The sequence below is a fragment of the Gammaproteobacteria bacterium genome, assembly GCA_016195665.1.
Taxonomy (GTDB): Bacteria; Pseudomonadota; Gammaproteobacteria; order SURF-13; family SURF-13; genus JACPZD01.
Genome location: JACPZD010000012.1, coordinates 1 through 18,723, shown reverse-complemented (window position 1 = coordinate 18,723; position 18,723 = coordinate 1). Strand labels below are relative to the sequence as shown.

15 protein-coding genes are annotated in these 18,723 nt (G+C 60.6%); 10 read left to right on the top strand and 5 right to left on the bottom strand.

The window, feature by feature from the left end; all coding sequences use genetic code 11:
* Window positions 1–21 precede the first annotated feature (21 nt).
* Window positions 22–789 (bottom strand): sulfite exporter TauE/SafE family protein, encoded by a 768-nt coding sequence (locus HY028_04215; protein ID MBI3344055.1) that lies wholly within the window; start codon window positions 787–789, stop codon window positions 22–24.
* Window positions 790–1,041: 252 nt separating this feature from the next.
* On the opposite strand from HY028_04215, the gene cysB reads away from it, so the two are divergent.
* Entirely contained in the window at window positions 1,042–1,965 is a 924-nt protein-coding gene (gene cysB, locus HY028_04210; GenBank protein MBI3344054.1) for an HTH-type transcriptional regulator CysB, read from the top strand.
* Window positions 1,966–2,134: 169 nt separating this feature from the next.
* On the opposite strand, the gene topA is transcribed toward cysB, so the two are convergent.
* From topA to HY028_04190, 4 genes are all read right to left on the bottom strand, one after another.
* A complete protein-coding gene (gene topA, locus HY028_04205; GenBank protein MBI3344053.1) occupies window positions 2,135–4,432 on the bottom strand; it encodes a type I DNA topoisomerase in 2,298 nt (765 codons plus the stop codon).
* A 192-nt stretch (window positions 4,433–4,624) separates the two neighbouring features.
* The gene (locus HY028_04200) at window positions 4,625–5,104 is read right to left on the bottom strand and encodes a DUF494 domain-containing protein (protein ID MBI3344052.1); all 480 of its coding nucleotides are present in this window, start codon (window positions 5,102–5,104) and stop codon (window positions 4,625–4,627) included.
* A 1-nt stretch (window position 5,105) separates the two neighbouring features.
* Window positions 5,106–6,095 carry a DNA-protecting protein DprA gene (gene dprA / locus HY028_04195; protein MBI3344051.1) on the bottom strand — a complete coding sequence of 330 codons (990 nt, stop codon included), beginning with the start codon at window positions 6,093–6,095 and terminating at the stop codon, window positions 5,106–5,108.
* Window positions 6,096–6,205: 110 nt separating this feature from the next.
* A complete protein-coding gene (locus tag HY028_04190) occupies window positions 6,206–7,363 on the bottom strand; it encodes a LysM peptidoglycan-binding domain-containing protein (protein MBI3344050.1) in 1,158 nt (385 codons plus the stop codon).
* A gap of 131 nt (window positions 7,364–7,494) precedes the next feature.
* Here HY028_04190 and HY028_04185 point away from each other — a divergent pair, with 131 nt between their 5' ends.
* From HY028_04185 to HY028_04145, 9 genes are all read left to right on the top strand, one after another.
* On the top strand, window positions 7,495–8,031 hold the full coding sequence (locus HY028_04185; GenBank protein MBI3344049.1) for a peptide deformylase: 537 nt from the start codon (window positions 7,495–7,497) through the stop codon (window positions 8,029–8,031).
* Between the two features lie 112 nt (window positions 8,032–8,143).
* Window positions 8,144–9,094, top strand: coding sequence for a methionyl-tRNA formyltransferase (locus HY028_04180; GenBank protein ID MBI3344048.1), 951 nt, complete (start codon window positions 8,144–8,146; stop codon window positions 9,092–9,094).
* A 164-nt stretch (window positions 9,095–9,258) separates the two neighbouring features.
* Complete coding sequence (rsmB, locus tag HY028_04175; protein ID MBI3344047.1) at window positions 9,259–10,590, top strand: 16S rRNA (cytosine(967)-C(5))-methyltransferase RsmB; 1,332 nt, start codon at window positions 9,259–9,261, stop codon at window positions 10,588–10,590.
* Between the two features lie 142 nt (window positions 10,591–10,732).
* Window positions 10,733–11,341 (top strand): DUF4390 domain-containing protein, encoded by a 609-nt coding sequence (locus HY028_04170; protein ID MBI3344046.1) that lies wholly within the window; start codon window positions 10,733–10,735, stop codon window positions 11,339–11,341.
* A gap of 180 nt (window positions 11,342–11,521) precedes the next feature.
* Window positions 11,522–13,726, top strand: coding sequence for a HAMP domain-containing protein (locus tag HY028_04165; GenBank protein MBI3344045.1), 2,205 nt, complete (start codon window positions 11,522–11,524; stop codon window positions 13,724–13,726).
* A gap of 104 nt (window positions 13,727–13,830) precedes the next feature.
* The gene (locus HY028_04160; protein MBI3344044.1) at window positions 13,831–15,198 is read left to right on the top strand and encodes a sigma-54-dependent Fis family transcriptional regulator; all 1,368 of its coding nucleotides are present in this window, start codon (window positions 13,831–13,833) and stop codon (window positions 15,196–15,198) included.
* Between the two features lie 96 nt (window positions 15,199–15,294).
* Window positions 15,295–16,668, top strand: a complete 1,374-nt coding sequence (gene trkA / locus HY028_04155; GenBank protein ID MBI3344043.1) for a Trk system potassium transporter TrkA — start codon at window positions 15,295–15,297, stop codon at window positions 16,666–16,668.
* Between the two features lie 105 nt (window positions 16,669–16,773).
* Window positions 16,774–18,228, top strand: a complete 1,455-nt coding sequence (locus HY028_04150) for a potassium transporter (GenBank protein MBI3344042.1) — start codon at window positions 16,774–16,776, stop codon at window positions 18,226–18,228.
* Window positions 18,229–18,252: 24 nt separating this feature from the next.
* On the top strand, window positions 18,253–18,603 hold the full coding sequence (locus HY028_04145) for a hypothetical protein (GenBank protein ID MBI3344041.1): 351 nt from the start codon (window positions 18,253–18,255) through the stop codon (window positions 18,601–18,603).
* Window positions 18,604–18,723: the final 120 nt, after the last annotated feature.

Below are 18,723 nucleotides of genomic sequence, written 5' to 3'. Positions count from 1 at the left end.
TTTCTCCTTAAACGCGCAAACTTAATGCGCGATCAACCTAAATCCGACCAGCATCAACATGCTGGCGAGCGCGATGCGCAACACCTTCTCCGGGATGTTGACGCTCATGTGACTGCCCAGATAAATGCCCGGCAGCGAGCCCAGCAATAGACTTCCCAGCAGCACGAAGTCCACGTTGCCCATGCCGAGGTGCCCCAAGCCCGCCACCAGGGTGAGCGGCACGGCGTGGGCGATGTCCGAACCGACGATTTTGGTGGTGTGTATCAGCGGATACAACAAAAATAACGCCACCACGCCTATCGCTCCCGCGCCGATAGAGGTGAGCGTGACGAGCGTGCCCAGCACCGCACCCGTCACCACCGTAGACGCGGAGAGGCTCGCACCGGCGGTCGGCGACTTGAACCACGGGTGGCGTTGCAGTTGCGCCTTAAAGATCAACGCGAACGCGGTCAGGATCACGGCCACGCCAATGAGCGGCACAATCAGCACGTCCACCTTCCAGCCTTGTGCACTTAAGTATTGCAGCAGCCAGAGGGTCAACAGCGATGCAGGCAAACTGCCCGCCGCAAGCAGGCCGACGATCCTCCAGTCTATCGTGCCGCGCCGGCCGTGCACCCAGACCCCACCCACCTTGGTGATGCAGGCGAACAAGAGATCCGTGCCCACCGCCTTGACCGGCGGGATGCCGAACAGGATCAGCAGCGGCGTCATGAGCGAGCCGCCGCCCACGCCCGTGAGGCCGACCAACATGCCGACTGCAAAACCTGATACGGTATAGGCCCAATCCATATAATCCCCCACGGCGCCTCAAAGTAAGCCCTATAACTGTGGAAAGTAGGGGCAAACTATAGCAGAATTTATATACTCAATAAAGAATATGATAGTATAAATATATAGTATTTGGTTATAAGTCAATATGATTTCGCACCGCGCGGATTGAATCCGCGCGGGCGACCAAAGGAGAGAGCTAGCGCCTCTCCCCTTTGGAAACCCCATTGCTTAGGTGCCCGCGGCAAAGCCGCGGGGATTGATATTTAACCCATGAACCTACAACAACTGCGTTACATTTGCGAGGTCGAGCGCCAGGGCCTGAATATTTCCCTGGCCGCCGAGAGCCTGCACACCTCCCAACCGGGTGTGAGCAAACAGATTCATCTCCTGGAAGAGGAGCTGGGAGTACGCATCTTCGAGCGCAGCGGCAAACGGCTGACCGCTATCACCCCGCCGGGGCGTATTATCCTCACGCAGGCCAAAGAGGTGCTGCGCGACCTGCAAAACATCAAGCAGATCGGCACCGAGTTCACCAACGAGGAAGGCGGCAGCCTATCCATCGCCACCACCCATACCCAGGCGCGATATGTGCTGCCCAAGGTCATCAAGGCCTTCACCGAGCGCTATCCGCAGGTCAATCTGCACATCCACCAGGGCAACCCCACCCAGACCGCCGAGATGGTCGAGTCCGGCTTGGCGGATGTCGGCATCGCCACCGAAGCCTTAGCCTCGCATCATGAGTTGGTGGTGATGCCCTGCTATCAGTGGAACCGTTGCGTAGTCGCGCCGCCCCATCATCCCATTTTACAGGAGAAGCCGCTCACTCTGGAGGCCCTGGCGCGTTATCCCATCGTGACCTACGACTTTGCCTTCGCCGGCCGCTCGCTCATCAACAAGGCCTTCGAGGCGCGCGGCTTGAAACCCAACGTGGTGCTCACCGCGCTCGACTCGGATGTCATCAAGACCTATGTGGAGGTGGGGCTGGGCGTGGGCCTGCTCGCCAAAATGGCTTTTGAACCGGAGCGCGATAAAAATCTGCGTATGCTGGACGCCGCGCATCTGTTCGAGACCAGCACCACGAACATAGCGGTGCGCCGCGGCACGTATCTGCGGGGCTATCTGTATGCCTTCATCGAATTGTTTGCGCCGCATCTCACGCGCGGGGCGGTGGATGAGGCGATGCGGGCTACTTAGAGCATATCCGTAATAGTCCCTCCCCCGGTCCCTTGCGGTGAAAGGCTTCACCGCAGAGAATGCGGAGGAGAATCAAACTGTCTTTTGATCGTATTCCTCTGCGTCCTCTGCGGTAAATTATTTTATAGATAAGCTCTTAACGCGCGGGGTAGGCCGAATGAATTCGGCCTTACGCTTCAACGGCAGCTGCGGCCCTTACTTCGTACGGTTCGGCGTAGCCGCATTCTTTCTGCGGACAAACTTTTTCGGCGCCGCGGCGTTTGGTGGTCTTGATCGTCAAGATCGGCCACTGGCACTTGGGGCAGGGGCCGGGGACGGGTTCGTTCCACACCGCGTAGGTGCAGGCGGGATAGGTCGAGCAGGAGTAGAAAATCTTGCCGTAGCGTGACTTGCGTTTGAGCAGTGTGCCTTGATGGCATTGGGGACACTCGACACCGGTGTCCGCGGGTTTTTCCAGCGGTTCGATGTGTTTGCAGTTCGGGTAGTTGGTGCAGCCGATGAACTTGCCGTAGCGGCCCTGCTTGATGACCAGGGGCGACTGGCATGCCGGGCAGGTGCGGTCCGCCACGATCTCGGGTTCGACGAGGCCGGGCTTGTCATCCAGATTGCGCGTGTAATCGCATTCGGGATAAGCGGTACAGCCGATGAATTTTCCGCGCCGGCCGAGACGGATGGATAACGGTTTGCCGCACTTGGGGCACATCTCATCCATCGCTTCTTGGGTGACATCCTTGCGCGTGACGGTTTCCTCTTTGAGATCCACTTGCTCCTTGAAGGGTTTCCAGAAATCCTTCATGAGCGGTATCCATTCCTTCTCGCCGCGCGCCACGGCGTCGAGATCATCTTCCAGCTTCGCGGTGAAGTCGTAATCCACGTATTTTGCGAAGTGCTCAGTCAAGAGCTTGTTGACCACACGGCCGACATCGGTGGGGGCAAACTGGCGCTTGTCCAGCACTACGTATTCGCGCGCCTGTAGCGTGGAGATGATGCTGGCGTACGTCGAGGGACGGCCGATGCCGTATTCTTCCAGCGTCTTCACCAGGCTGGCTTCGGTGAAACGCGGCGGCGGTTCGGTGAAGTGTTGTTCGGGGCGGATGCCGAGCAGGTCCACGGCCTCGCCCACCAGCATCAGCGGCAGCAGGCGGTCTTCGTCTTCGTTCTTGCCCTCGTCCAGCCCTTCCTGGTAGACCGTCATAAAGCCGGGGTCCACCACGATCGAGCCATTGGCCCGGAACAGCCCGGCATTTCCGGCGCGCAGATCCACCGCCACGGTGTCTATGGTGGCGTGTATCATCTGGGAGGCGACGGTGCGCTTCCAGATGAGTTGATAGAGTTTGAGCTGATCCGCGCTGAGGTATTCCTTGATCGTCTCGGGCACCCGTTCCGCCGAGGTCGGGCGGATCGCCTCGTGGGCCTCCTGGGCGTTCTTGGATTTGTTCTTGTAGAACTGCGGTTGCGCGGGGACGTTGTTGCTGCCGTAGCGGGTTGCGATGAGCGCGCGGATTTCATCGAGCGCCTCCTGCGCGAGATTCACCGAATCGGTGCGCATATAGCTGATGAGACCGACGCTGCCGCCGCCGACATCAATACCTTCGTACAATTGCTGCGCGGCACGCATGGTGCGTTGCGCGGTGAAACCGAGCTTGCGCGCGGCCTCTTGCTGCAAGGTGGAAGTAGTGAAGGGCGCCGCCGGGTTGCGCTTGCGCTGTTTCTTGTCCACCTTGCCGACCACCAGTTTACCCGCTGCGGACGTAAGCAGCTCGGCCTGCACCTCGTGGGCACGTGCGGTGTCGGTGATGCTGAACTGGGTGATCTTCTTGCCCTGATATTCGATGAGCTTGGCGCTGAAGTTCTGAGCCTTACATGCCGCCTGTGCCTCGATCGTCCAGTATTCACGGGGAATGAATTTTTCGATCTCCTGTTCGCGCTCGACAATCATGCGCAGAGCCGGGCTCTGTACGCGGCCGGCGGAGAGTCCGCGCCGGATCTTTTTCCACAACAGCGGCGAGAGGTTGAAGCCCACCAGGTAATCCAGCGCGCGCCGCGCCTGCTGGGCGTTGACCAATTCGGTGGATAATTCGCGCGGATGCTCGACCGCCTCGTTCACCGCGCGCTTGGTGATCTCGTAAAACACCACGCGCTTGACGTCCTTGCCCTTGAGCAATTTCTTTTCCTTGAGGATTTCGTACAGATGCCAGGAAATGGCCTCGCCTTCGCGATCCGGGTCGGTGGCGAGATACAGCGCGTCGGCCTTTTTCACGGCCTTGGCGATGGCGTCTACATGCTTTTCATTTTTTTCGATGAGCTGGTATTTCATCGTGAAGTCGTGGTCGGGGTCCACCGCGCCTTCCTTGGGCAGCAGATCGCGCACATGACCATACGAGGCGAGGACCTCAAAGCCCTTGCCCAGATATTTTTTTATGGTCTTCGCCTTGGCGGGCGATTCAACGATGACGAGATAGTTCATATATTCAGAGAAAAGAGGCAAGAGAAAGGAGAAAAGGGGGAAAGGGGAACCCTGTTTTCTTGTATCTTTTCTCTTGTATCTTGTATCTTGTATCTTGTATCTTGTATCTTGTATCTGCCTTTATAAAGCAAAGCCCGCTCGCGCGGGCTTGGTAAAAAAATTGCGTGGATTTTTATATGTCGCCGGAGTCGATTAATGCATCGTACCGGTCATTTCTTCATAGACCAGGTCTTCCATCCAGGCGACGGCTGCCTCCTGGCCCGGCTGGTTGAACAGTACCATCAATACCACCCACTTGACCTGATCGAGATCAATCTCTTCGGTCTCCAGCGCCATCACGCGGTCTATCACCAGTTCGCGGTTACGCTGGTCGAGCACACCGACCTCCTCCAAAAATTGCAGGAAGCCGCGCAGCTCGGTGCCCAGTTTGCCCTGTTCGCGTTCGGTGTAAATGCGGATGGACTGGCTGTTCGAAAAGGTCTCGGCCGGATGATGCTGTCTTAACGCGGCCAGCCCATCCATCCACGCAAAGGCCTTGCTGATCTCGCTGCGCGGGAAACCCGCCTCCAGCAGTTCCGCCATAAGGGTCTCTTGATCGGAGTCGACCTCGACCTCTTCATCCATATAGTTCTCGAAGAGGTACATCAGTACATCAAGTACATTTTCCTTCATGTCAAACCCTCTTAGTCACGCGGGTATAGTGTCCGCCGGGCGCCGATACCACATGGCCTTGCAATTCCAGTACCAGAAGCATGGAGGAAACCGCCTCCGGCGTCAATCCACTGCGTTCAATCAGACTGTCCACAGGGGTTGGGTCAAAACCCAGGCAGTCGAGCAGTGTCGTAGCTTCGACACCCAGCCCGGTCGCTATGTTCCCTGCGCCGTCAGTTTGGTGCGCCGGGGTCGCTTCCGGCGTCTTGCCTCCCGCGACGTTAGTGCTTCCCTGTACGGCAGCGGTGACCCGGGCTATAGGACCCAGCTCTTCCAGTATGTCGGCCGCCGTTTCGACGAGCTTGGCCCCCTGCCGGATCAGTGCATGGCAGCCGCGCGCCAGGGGGTTATGGATGGAGCCGGGGATGGCGAATACCTCACGGCCCTGCTCGGCGGCGAGCCGCGCGGTGATGAGCGAACCGCTTTGCAGTGCCGCTTCGACGACCAGCACACCCAGACTGAGGCCGCTGATGATGCGGTTGCGGCGCGGGAAATTTGAAGGCAGGGCGGGTGTGCCGAGCGGAAATTCCGAGATCAGCGCCCCCTGTCCGGCGATCTCATGGGCGAGTTCGCGGTGCCGCGCCGGGTAGACGCGATCGAGCCCCGTCCCGGCGACGGCGATCGTCTTACCCCCTGCCGCCAGCGCCCCGCGATGCGCGGCGGCGTCTACGCCCAATGCAAGCCCGCTGGTGATGGTCAGCCCCGACTGGGTGAGGTAGCTGGCAAAGGCATGCGCGGTCTCGCTGCCGCCCGGCGTCGGGTTGCGGCTGCCGACGATGCCCAGTTGGGTAGCCGACAGGAGATCAGGGTCGCCAATCACGTAAAGCACGGCGGGCGGGTCGGCGATCTCGCGCAGCAGTGGGGGATAGCGTGGGTCAGAGAGGGTGATAAGGTGATGGTTGGGCTCCGCCAGCCAGGCGATCTCGTGTTCGGCGGCGGCTGGGCTTTTCATAACGGCAAAGGGCGTAACCGACAAGTGAGGCGTGAGGGGTGAGGCGTGAGGGGAAATCGGTTTTACGCCTCACTCCTCACCCCTCACTGTTTTTGCCCCTCACTAGCCCCTCAGGGATTTCTCACCACGTCATTGAGCCGCAGCGGCCCGGTCGCCTCCATCACCAGGGCGTAGCTGATCCGGTCGTAGGTGCGGAACACGATGAGGACGCCGGCCTGTTCGTCGGGTAATTGAACGGTGTCATCCGACGGCGGGCTCACGATGTCGCGCACGGCCTGTCCGCGTTGATAGACGGCGAGCACGGTGCCCTGTTCCATGCCTTGTTCGGCGCCGAGATCGAGCGCGACGACCTGGTAGCGGCCGAGGCTTCTAACACCCTCAAAGATTGAGATGATGTTGCCCTCGACGGTGTTTTTGGGGGGGTGGGGGAAAAAGTTTTGTTCGTAGCGCTCGCCCGTGATGGGCAGCAAGCGGTCGCCGATGACGGTCTCGCGCTCGGCGCGCACCAGGCTCAGCGTAGTGACCGGATCACCCCACTTCTCTACTGTGGCCTCGCCGACGTAAAGGGCCTCGTAACCGAGGATCTCGTCCTCTTTTTTGGGCTGTTCCTCTTTATGGACCTGGGTCGGGTCCATAATCGGCGGTTCTTCTTCCAGCTTCACGGGGGGCGGCTTGCGGTAGGGCTGGCCGAGGCGCAGGATATGATAGCGGCCAGCCGTCGCTCCCGGCATCCTGCCTCCCGCGACATTAGTACGTCCCTGTACGTCAGGATTTTCCTTCAACCCGCGTACATAGACGCGATCTCCCGTGCCGCTGGCCAGGTGTTCGCCGGCGCTGGCGACGACGTAGGGGGCGGCCCCCATCTCCTCCTGCGTGACGACTCGCGGCTTGGTCAGAAACGGGGCGATGGCCTCATAGGGGATGGTGGGAATAGGGCGTTCCAGAGCGGTGACGCGGGTGCGCGGCGAAAGCTTTACGGTGCTGCCGCGGAGCGAGCCGCGTTGTAGGCCGAGTCGCGGCGCGCCGTCCTGGTAAGTGAGCACGACGACATCGCCGGGATAGATCAAATGGGGGTTCTTGATGCCGGGATTGGCCTTCCAGATCTCCGGCCAGCGCCAGGGCTTGGCGAGAAAACGTCCCGCGATGTCCCACAGCGTGTCGCCTTTGACCACGGTGTAACTGTCGGGGTGTTTGGGATTGAGTTCGACAGGCGCTGCGGCAACACTGGTAATGCTCAGCACGAGCATGAGACCGAACCATTTTGTCATCGTCACGGGTGCCCCCTTTTTAGCTAACGTTGCTGGCCGTCACCCCTATGCGGAGGGTGGCGAGCCGCCCATATATCCTTTACAATGTACCAGATTAAACGTTGTCACGACTACTGTCCAATCGAGATCTTATGGCTTTGCTTCCGATACTGCATTTCCCGGATCCGCGCCTGCGCATTAAGGCTGCGCCGGTGGCCGCGGTGGACGACGCCCTGCGCAAACTGGTGGACGACATGTTCGAGACCATGTACGCCGCGCCGGGGATCGGCCTCGCCGCGCCGCAGATCAACGTGAGCAAGCGCGTGGTGGTGATAGATATTTCCCTGGAGCGCAATCAGCCGCTGTGTCTCATCAATCCCGAGATCCTGGCCCGCGCAGGCGAGATCAGCTCGGAAGAAGGTTGTCTGTCGGTACCTGATGAGTTCGAGGTCGTCGAACGCGCCAGCAAGGTCGAGGTGCGCACTCTGGGGCGGGACGGGCGGCCGTTCGAGATGGAGGCGGAGGGCTTGCTCGCGGCCTGCATCCAGCATGAGCTGGATCACCTCGACGGTAAGTTATTCGTGGATTATCTCTCCGCCCTTAAAAAGCAGCGCCTCCGCAAGCGTCTGGAGAAGCAGGAGAAAATGGAGAGGTCGTCCGACTCCCACCGTCGCCGCTTGAGTCTATGAACGAGCCGACCTCTCTCATCCGGCCCTTCGGGCCACCTTCTCCCAGCGGGAGAAGGGAGTCAGCGCGGCCTCGGCCGCAGATTTTTATGGGTAGGGTATCGCGCCACACCCTGTGAGGCCTCTTAAAATCATCTTTGCCGGCACCCCTAAATTCGCGGTGGCGGCATTGCAGGCCCTGCTGGATTCGGCGCACGAGGTCTGTGCGGTATATACCCAGCCGGACCGGCCCGCCGGGCGCGGACGCACGCTGCGGGCGAGCCCGGTCAAACAGCTTGCGTTGGGCCATCATATTCCCGTGTTTCAATCGTATAGCCTCAAGGAGCCCTCGGCGCAAGAGGCGCTGCGGGCGCTGCGCGCCGATCTCATGGTGGTGGCGGCCTATGGGCTGCTATTGCCTGCCACGGTGCTGAGCGCGCCGCGCCTCGGCTGCGTCAATATCCACGCCTCGCTGCTGCCGCGCTGGCGCGGCGCCGCGCCCATCCAGCGCGCCATCCTGGCGGGCGATGAACAGACCGGCATCACCTTGATGCAGATGGACGAGGGACTGGACACCGGCGCCATCCTGGCGCAGCGTTCGTGCCCGATTTTAACCACGGATACCGCCGCAACCCTGCATGACCGTCTGGCTGCTTTGGGGGCCGAGTCGCTGATCGAGACCCTCGGCCCGCTGCAAGAGGGCGCGATCACCCCTCGCCCACAGGATGAGAACGAGGCCTGCTATGCGTCCAAACTGTCTAAACAAGAAGCCATGCTGGACTGGCGGGACGAAGCTGCCGCGCTGGCCCGCAAGGTGCGCGCCTTCAACCCGAGCCCCGTGGCGCAGACCACGCTGAACTGCCCCGGCCGCGAACCCCGCACCCTGCGCATCTGGTTCGCCCAGCCTTTAAATGAAACGGTTGATGCAGAGCCCGGGAACATTTTGCGCACCGGCCGGGACGGCATTGATGTCGCAACGGGGCGAGGCGCGCTGCGTCTCTTGGAAATGCAATTTCCGGGCGGGCGAGCTGTCACGGCGGCGGATTTTGTCAATGCACAACACCTGGAAGGGTGTAGATTCGGTTGACGAAAATTCTCAACGCGAAGACGCCAAGATTAGCCATAAATAATTTACCGCAGAGGACGCAGAGGAATACCCTCAAGAAGGGTTTGTTTCTCCTCAGCGCCCTCCGCGGTGAAGCTTTTTCAACCGCAAGCCTGCACGCCATATTGAGTACTAAACAAAAATTGATAAATCCACGCGCGGCTGCCGCCAAGGTGCTGGTCCAGGTGTTGGGGCAAGGACGGTCACTCGATAAGGCGCTGCCGCCGGCGCTGGCTGAAGTCGAAGCGGGGCCGCGGGGGCTGGCGCAGGAGCTTTGCTACGGTGTGCTGCGCTGGCGGTTACGCCTGGAGGCTCTGGCCGAGCGCGTGCTGCACAAACCCATCGAAGACGCGGCGATTCATGCGCTGCTGCTGGTGGGCCTCTATCAGCTGCTCTACCTGCGGGTGGCGGCGCATGCGGCCGTGGATCAGACGGTTGCGGCCTGCAAGGACTTGGGAAAGCCGTGGGCCAAGGGGCTTATCAATGCGACGCTGCGCAACTTTCTTCGTAACAGCGCCGCGCTGCTGGGCGAACTCGATCTATCGGATGAGGCCCTATATGCCCACCCGGCCTGGCTGCTGGAGCGGCTGAAGCACGACTGGCCCGGACACTGGCCCGCCATCGTCAAGGCCAATAACGAACGGCCGCCGCTGTGGCTCCGCGTCAACATCCGGCGCACCACGCCGGATGCCTATCTGGAGCAACTCGCTGCGGCGGGTATAAAGGCCGGCGCCTCGCCGCACAGTCCGCAGGCGGTGTTGCCCGAAGAGCCGGTGGGTGTGGACGCGCTGCCCGGTTTTCAGCAAGGTCTGGTGTCGGTACAGGACGCCGCGGCCCAGCAGGCGGCGCTGCTGCTCGGCCCCCAGCCGGGAGAACGCATTCTCGATGCCTGCGCCGCGCCCGGCGGCAAGACCTGTCACATCCTGGAGCTGCAACCCGAACTGGGCGAGCTGGTGGCCGTGGACAATGATGAGCGGCGCAGCGCGCGTATCCGGGAAAATCTCACGAGACTGGGGTTGGTCGCGCCTGGCCGAATGAATTCGGCCCTACAATCGCAGGCGCGTCTGGTGACGGGCGATGCGAGCCGCCCGCAGGATTGGTGGGATGGCAAATTATTTGATCGCATCCTGCTCGATGCGCCCTGTTCGGGCGCCGGCGTGATCCGCCGTCATCCGGACATCAAACATCTGCGCACCCCGGCTGACATCGGGATACAGAGCCGCCTGCAGCAAGAGATGCTCACGGCGCTGTGGCCCTTGCTGCGCGCAGGCGGTATGCTGTTGTATGTCACCTGTTCAATCCTGAAGCGGGAAAACGAGCAGCCAATACTACATTTTCTTACAACCCATCCGGATGCGCGCGCCGATGAAATACGGTTTGCCTGGCATGAGCAGGCGCTGGCGCCGGTGGGCGACTATATCTTGCCAGGGGAACAGGGGATGGATGGATTTTATTATGCACGCTTGCGTAAGGCCTAAGAACTTATCCATAAATAATTTACCGCGGAGGACGCAGAGGAATACCCTCAAGAAGGGTTTGTTTCTCCTCCGCGCCCTCCGTGGTGAAGCTTTTTCACCGCAAGGGACACAGGGGAACTATGTATGGATATGCCCTAAGGCAGTGCTGAAGAATGCCCTGCTGGGGCTATTGGCATTAGGGTGGATGTGTGTAGGCGCGGCGGGCGCCGAAGAGGGGCCTAAACCACTGGAGCGTTTTGTGGTGGAGCACGCCGGCACCCGTCTCGTAGAAGAGGTCTATGTGCTTAATGCGCGGATTTCGTATCACTTCAACCCGGACGTGCTGGAGGCGCTGGAGAGCGGCGTGCCGTTGATCATCAGGCTGGACGTCGAGATACTGCGGCCGCGGGAGTGGCTGTGGGATGAGACCTTCACCACACTCGTGCAGCGCTACCAGCTGCAGTACCACGCCCTCACTCAGCAATACCTGGTGAAAAACCTCAACAGCGGTATTCAATACAATTTCCCTACCCGGCAGGGCGGCCTGGAGGCGCTCGGCGAGATCAGCGATCTGCCGCTGCTCGACAAACGCCTGCTCGATCCCGGCACGCGCTACACGGCGCGGCTGCGCGCTAATCTCGATGCCGAGTCACTACCCGGACCCTTGCGCCTGCTGGCGTATCTGTCACCGCAGTGGCGCGTCCAAAGCGAGTGGTACACATGGCCGCTAACTCAGGAGTCACAAAGTAAGGTTACATCGCCCATAATGTGACTCCTGAGTTAAAGACCGTGTTTTATCTACCTCCACCCTGTCTTTTGCGCTGTGCTTCCTGCGCCGCGCAAAAGTCCAGGGTGCACATCCCTGTGCACCCGTTCGGCAGCCTCGCTGCCTCACCCCCCTACACAGGGGGCGGGGACGTATCGTTAAGTGTAGTCTTACTTAGGCAGACTTATGGCTAGTTCACTGAGACGCCCGCGCCTCGGCCTCACCTGGGTGGCGATCCTGTTCATCCTGCTGTTCGCGTCGCTCTATCTGGTGAGCGATATCACGCAGAACTCCGAGCAATTCGGGCGCATCTATTATCTGTTGCTCGTACTGAACGGCGTAGGGCTGGTGATCCTCGCGGCGCTGATCGGCATCCAGCTCACGCGCCTGGTGCGGCAATACCGCGCGGGCGCCGCGGGTTCGCGGCTCACTGTGCGGCTCGTGATTATGTTTGTCGTCTTGTCGGTCGCGCCGGTCTCGATGGTGTTTTATTTCTCCGTGGGATTTTTGCGCAGCGGCATCGATAGCTGGTTCGATGTGCGCGTCGAGCAGGCCTTGAGCGACGCGCTGGATTTGAGCCGCGCCGCGCTCGATGTAAGGTTGCGCGAGCTGTTGCGGCAAACCGAACTGCTCGCCGACGAGCTCGCCGACGTGACCGACGCCGGCGCGGCGCTGACCATCAATGACCTGCGCGGCCGCAGCGCGGCGGAGGAGCTCACCCTGCTGGCGCAGAACGGGCGCATCATCGCCTCCAGCAGCGTCAATCCGACCATGGCCACGCCGAGTCTGCCGCCCGAGCACATACTGGCGCAGGTGCGGCAGGGCCGCAATTACGTGGCGCTGGACCCGATCCGCGACGCCGGCCTGCACGTGCGCGTGGTGGTGAGCGTCCCGGTGACGCATCCCAACGCCGAGTTGCGGGTGCTGCAGGCGCTCGCGCCCATCGCCGAGCGGCAGAGCCGCCTCGCCGACAGCGTGCAGTCCGCCTTCGCCCAGTATAAAAAGCTCGCCTTCCTGCGCAAGCCGCTCAAGGACAGCTTCACGATGACCTTGTCACTGGTGCTGGCGCTCAGCCTGTTGTCGGCCGTGTGGGCGGCCTTCTTTTCCACGCGCCGGCTGGTCGCGCCGATCCGCGATCTTGCGGAAGGCACCCGTGCGGTGGCCGCCGGCGATTACGGCAAGCGCCTGCCGGTTTCGTCCAATGATGAATTGGGTTTTCTGGTGCAATCCTTCAACGATATGACGCGCAAGATCGCGCAGGCGCGTGATGCGGTGAGCATGAGCCGGCAGCAGGCCGAGAGTCAGCGCGTCTATCTGACGGCCCTGCTGGAGCGGCTTTCCTCGGGCGTACTGACGCTGGATTCGCAGCAGCACTTGCGCACCGCGAACGCCGCGGCGAGTCAGTTATTGAACACCGACCTCGGCGCGGCGCTGGGCCGTACGTGGGAGGAGATCGCCGCCGCACACCCGCACCTAGCGGAATTCGGCGGCGCCATCGGCCGGCATCTTTCCGCGCCCTCTCAACAGGACTGGCGCGAAGAGTGCGTCATGACGACGCCCGCCGGGCGGCAGACGTTGATGTGCCGCGGCACCTTGCTGCCGGGCGCCGACGGAGCGAAGCCGGATTATCTGGTGGTGTTCGATGACGTCACCGCCCTGATCCAGGCGCAGCGCGACGCCGCTTGGGGCGAGGTGGCGCGCCGTCTGGCGCATGAGTTCAAGAACCCCTTGACGCCGATCCAGCTCTCCGCCGAGCGCCTGCGTCACAAGTACCTCAAGACCATGGACGCCAAGGACGCCGAGGTGCTGGACCGCTCCACCCACACCATCGTGCAGCAGGTGGAGGTGATGAAGGACATGGTCAACTCGTTTGCCGAGTACGCCCGCAACCCGCAGATGCAGCCGCGGCCGCTGCAGTTGAACCCGTTGGTCAACGAGGTGCTGGACCTGTATCGCGGCGGAGGGGCGGGTGCGCAATTTTACGTGCGTCTGGAGCCGGATCTGCCGCTGATTGAGGCCGACCCCGGACGCTTACGCCAATTGTTGCATAATCTCATCAAGAACTCGCTCGAGGCGATGAGCGGCAAGCGCGGTTCGCGCATCATCGTCGGCACGCGCAGCGTCCTCGATCACGATACCCGGTTTGTCGAGCTGTGGGTGGAGGATCGTGGGCCCGGGATCCCCGAGGAGATCATGGCCCAATTGTTCGAGCCCTACGTGACTACCAAACCCAAGGGGACTGGGCTAGGATTGGCGATCGTGAAGAAGATCGTCGAGGAGCATGGCGGCACGTTGACCGCGGAAAATCCCAAGGAGGGCGGAGCGTGCCTGAAGATTCGTTTTCCGGTGTTGTCTACGTTGCAGGTCAGTGATAGCGGCACGGCGGCATAACGTAAAAAAACCCTTCACTTACCCCCACCCTGTCCCGCCCCCTAAACAGGGGGCGGGAACGAGGCGGAAATGTCATCTTACTTACTGAACAGCTTAGTAACTATATGAGCACTGCGCACATTTTGGTGGTAGACGACGAACCCGAGATCCGGCGCCTGGTCAGGGAGATCCTGGAGGACGAGGGCTACGAGGTCACGGTCGCCGAGGGCGGCAACGAGGCGCGGCAGGCGCGCCGCGCGCGTCGCCCGGACCTCACCCTGCTCGACATCTGGATGCCAGACATAGACGGCATCTCGCTGCTCAAGGAGTGGTCGAACGGCGGTACGCTGCCCTCGCCGGTCATCATGATGTCCGGGCACGGCTCGGTGGAGACGGCCATCGAGGCGACCCGTCTCGGCGCCTATGACTTCATCGAAAAGCCCTTGTCGCTCGCCAAGCTGCTGCTTACCGTGGAGCGCGCCCTGGAGGCGGATAAGCTGCACAAGGAAAATATCGGACTGCGCCGTCACGTCCAGGCCGTCTCCGAACCCGTCGGGAAGAGTCCGCCCATCCAGCAATTGCGCGAACAGATCAAACGCATTGCGCCGCATGAAAGCTGGGTGCTGATCAGCGGTGAGCCGGGCAGCGGCAAGGAGACCTTCGCGCGCACTCTGCATGCGTTGAGCGCGCGCAGCGGCGGGCCGTTTGTGGACGTGAGTGTCGCCTCCCTGGCGCGCGAAAACGCGGCGGCAGAGTTGTTCGGCAGCGAAGAAGGAGGGCACATCCACTTCGGACGCCTGGAACAGGCCAACGGCGGCACATTGTTTCTTGATGACGTGAGCGATATGGATCCGGCGATTCAGGCCCGCCTGTTGGGCGCCCTGCAGACCCATTCCTTTTTGCGCCTGGGCGGCAGCGAGCCGGTGCAGACCAATGTGCGCATCATCGCCGCCACCCATCGTGACCTGCGCGAGGAGGTGCAGGCCGGACGTTTCCGCGAGGACCTCTATTTTCATCTCAATGTCGTGCCACTCACCATTCCGCCGTTGCGTGATCACTGCGAAGACGTACCGGACTTGTTGAACTTTTATGTAAACGCCATTGTTGATCAGGAAAATCTCCCTTACCGGAAATTCAGCGTCGCCGCGCAAAACCGCTTGCGCAACTACGGCTGGCCGGGTAATGTGCGCGAACTCAAGAATCTGGTGCAGCGGCTGCTGATTCTGGGCTCGGGGGAAGAGATCAGTCTCGCGGAGGTGGATGCTGCGCTGGGGGCTGCGCCGCGCGAGACGGTCACGACGGCCGCAGCGAACTTCGACCTGCCCTTGCGCGAGGCCCGCGACCAGTTCGAAAAGGCCTATCTGGAGCACTTGATGGCCAAGACCGGCGGCAGTGTGGGTAAAACCGCAAAGCTCGCGGGTATCGAGCGCACCCATTTGTACCGTAAATTGCGCAGCTTGGGTCTAGCCGCAAAACATGAGAAATCGGAATAAAACAGATACAAGAGAAAAGATAAAATACGCCGATATGCCAACTCCTATCGCCCCTTCCCTTGTATCTTGTATCTTGTATCTTGTGTCTGCCTCAATATGAAAATCATCATCCTAGGCGCCGGTCAGGTCGGTTCATCGGTCGCCGAAAACCTGTGCAGCGAGGCCAACGACATCACGGTGGTGGACACCGATGCGCGCCGTCTGCAGGAGTTGCAGGTGCGTTTTGATCTGCGCACCGTGGTGGGGCAGGCCTCGCACCCCGACGTGCTGGCGCGCGCCGGGGCCGAGGATGCGGACATGCTGCTCGCGGTCACCAACAGCGACGAGACCAACATGGTCGCCTGCCGGGTCGCCTATAATCTGTTCCATACCCCGACCAAGATCGCCCGCGTACGTTCTCTTGAATATCTCAACTATCCGCAGCTATTTTCGCCCGACGCCTTTCCGGTGGACGTGCTCATCAGCCCCGAGCAACTGGTCACCGATTATGTACAGCGCCTGATCGAATTTCCCGGCGCCTTGCAGGTGCTGGATTTTGCCCGCGGTCTGGTGCAGTTGGTCGCGGTCAAGACCTACCATGGCGGGCCGCTGGTGGGGCGCGAGCTGCGCGAACTGCGCGAACACATGCCGGGTATCGAGACGCGGGTGGTGGCGATCTTCCGCCGCGGGCAGTCCATCGTCCCGCAGGGCGGCACCGTGATTGAAGAGGATGACGACGTGTTTTTCATCGCCGCCACCAAAAATTGCCGGGCCGTGATGAGCGAGCTGCGCAGGCTCGACAATCCTTACAAACGTATCATGATAGCGGGCGGCGGCAACATCGGAAAACGCCTCGCCAAGGCGCTGGAAGACGATTACCAGGTCAAGCTCATCGAGCATAATCCGGGGCGCGCCCGCCAGATCGCGGAGGAGCTGCACAACGCCACGGTGCTGCAAGGCGACGCCACCGATGAAGACCTATTGAGCGAAGAGAATATTCAGGACACCGACATCTTTTGCGCGCTCACCAATGACGACGAGGACAATATCCTTTCCGCCATGCTGGCCAAAAAACTCGGCTGCCGCAAGGTGATGGCGCTCATCAACCGCGCCGCTTATGTAGATTTGATGGAGAGCGGCAGCATAGATATCGCCATCTCGCCGCAGCAGGCGATGATCGGCAGCCTGTTGGCCCATATCCGGCGCGGCGACGTGGCCGTGGTGCATTCGCTGCGGCGCGGCGCCGCCGAGGCCATCGAGGCGGTGGCGCACGGCGACAGCCGCACCTCCAGGGTGATCGGGCGCGCCATCGAAGACATCAAGCTGCCCGCCGGCGCCACCATCGGCGCCATCGTCCGCGGCGATGAGGTGCTTATCGCCCATCACGACACCGTGATCGAGGCCGAGGATCACGTCATCCTGTTTCTGGTGGACAAGCGCCGGATCGCCGAGGTGGAACGGTTGTTTCAGGTCGGCGTGACGTTTATCTGAAAAACAGATGCAAGATACAAGATACAAGATACAAAAAAAACAGCACAATCATGCTGCCATCATGTTTAACTTGTATCTTGTATCTTGTATCTTGCATCTGTAGTTATGCAATTCCTCGTCATTCAACGCATCATGGGTTTGTTGCTGATGCTGTTCAGCCTTACCATGCTGCCCTGCATCGTGCTTTCCTGGTTCGATCAGGACGGGGGTTTTGCGCCGTTCCTCAAAGCCTGCCTCATTACTTTAGTGACGGGTTTTCTGTTGTGGCTGCCAGTGAGGCGCCAGGGCAGGGAGCTGCGTACGCGCGATGCCTTTGTCATCGTGAGCCTGTTTTGGACCCTGCTCGCGTTGTTCGGCGCGCTGCCTTTCCAATTCGTCGGCACCACCTCGCTCATGGCGGATGCCTATTTTGAAACCATGTCCGGGCTGACCACCTCCGGCTCTACCGTACTCACCGGCCTCGATCATCTCGCGCCTTCGATGAATTTATGGCGCGGTATCTTGCAGTTCATGGGCGGGATGGGCATTGTGGTTCTGGCAGTGGCCATCCTGCCCATGCTGGGCGTAGGCGGCATGCAGCTCTATAAAGCCGAAACGCCGGGGCCGATGAAGGAGAGCAAGCTCACGCCGCGCATTAAAGAAACCGCCAAGGCGCTGTGGTATATCTATCTGGGACTCACCGCGGCCTGCGCCCTGGCCTTGTGGGCCGCGGGCATGACGCCGTTTGACGCACTGTTTCACGGCTTCGCGTCGGTCTCCACAGGAGGCTTTTCCACCCATGACGCGAGCATAGCTTATTTCAACAGCCCCGCCATTGAAATGATACTCACGCTGTTCATGTTTTTAGGCGGCACGAGTTTCGCGCTGCATTTTCTGGCATTCCGCGGACGCAGTCTGCGCAGCTATTGGCAAGACACCGAGTTTCGTGTTTATTCCGCCATCATCATCGCGGCGACCTTGTTTATCGGACTTTACCTGTTCCTCACGGAGACCTATCCCACGCTGCTACAGTCCTTCCGCTATGCGGTATTTCAAGTAGTCACCATGGCCACCACCACCGGCTATATGAGCGCGGACTTCGGCGCCTGGCCGCCGGTGCTGGGCGCCTTGCTCATGATCATCAGCTTTTTTTCCGGCTCGGCGGGCTCCACCTCGGGCGGCATGAAGGTGGTGCGCGTCGTGCTGCTGTTCAAACAGACCTTGTGTGAAATCCAGCGCTTGATCCATCCGCATGCCATCGTACCCTTAAAGCTCTCCGGTAAACCCGTACCGGAGCGCACCATCGCCGCGGTGTCCGCGTTTTTTGCAACTTATCTTGCAAGCTTCGCCATCATCGCCTTGAGTATCTCGGCGATGGGTGTGGACCTCGTCACCGCCTTCAGCGCCACCGCAGCGGCGATCAACAACACCGGCCCCGGCCTCGGCGCGGTGGGCCCTGCCGCCAACTTCGCCGCGCTGCCCGAGGCCGCCAAGTGGCTGCTGTCGCTGGCCATGCTGTTAGGCCGGTTGGAGCTGTTTACCTTGTTTGTGATATTGACCCCCGCCTTTTGGCGCAGATGAACTACCCGGTAACGAGGAGGAGCGATGAGACAACTGCGATGGCTACTGGTGGCGGTGCTGCTGGCCGTGTTGACGGCCTGCTCCGGCAATCCGATTCTGGGAAAGTGGGAGACCAAACCGGTGAATGTGATGGGGATCAGCATAGACATCACCCCCGGTCTGGAATTTACCCGCGACACCATGAAACTCAACGGCCAGATGCACAAGGTTACCTACAAGACCGAGGGCAGTACTGTCCACGTCATAGGCGAGAGCGGTATAGGGCTGGTGGTGCATGTGGTGGACAGGGATCACATTTATACGGAGATCGGCGGCATCCGCATTGATTACACCCGCGTCAGGGACCAGCAGGCTGCTAGAGCATTTTTGATTTAAGCACATACATATCCAGAAGACGCAAAATAGTTTTTGCATTCGTCTAGCGAGAACGCATCAAGGAGTTTTCCGATTTCATCCCACAAATCGCTGACTGTACGTTTGGCGGCCTTGCGCAAT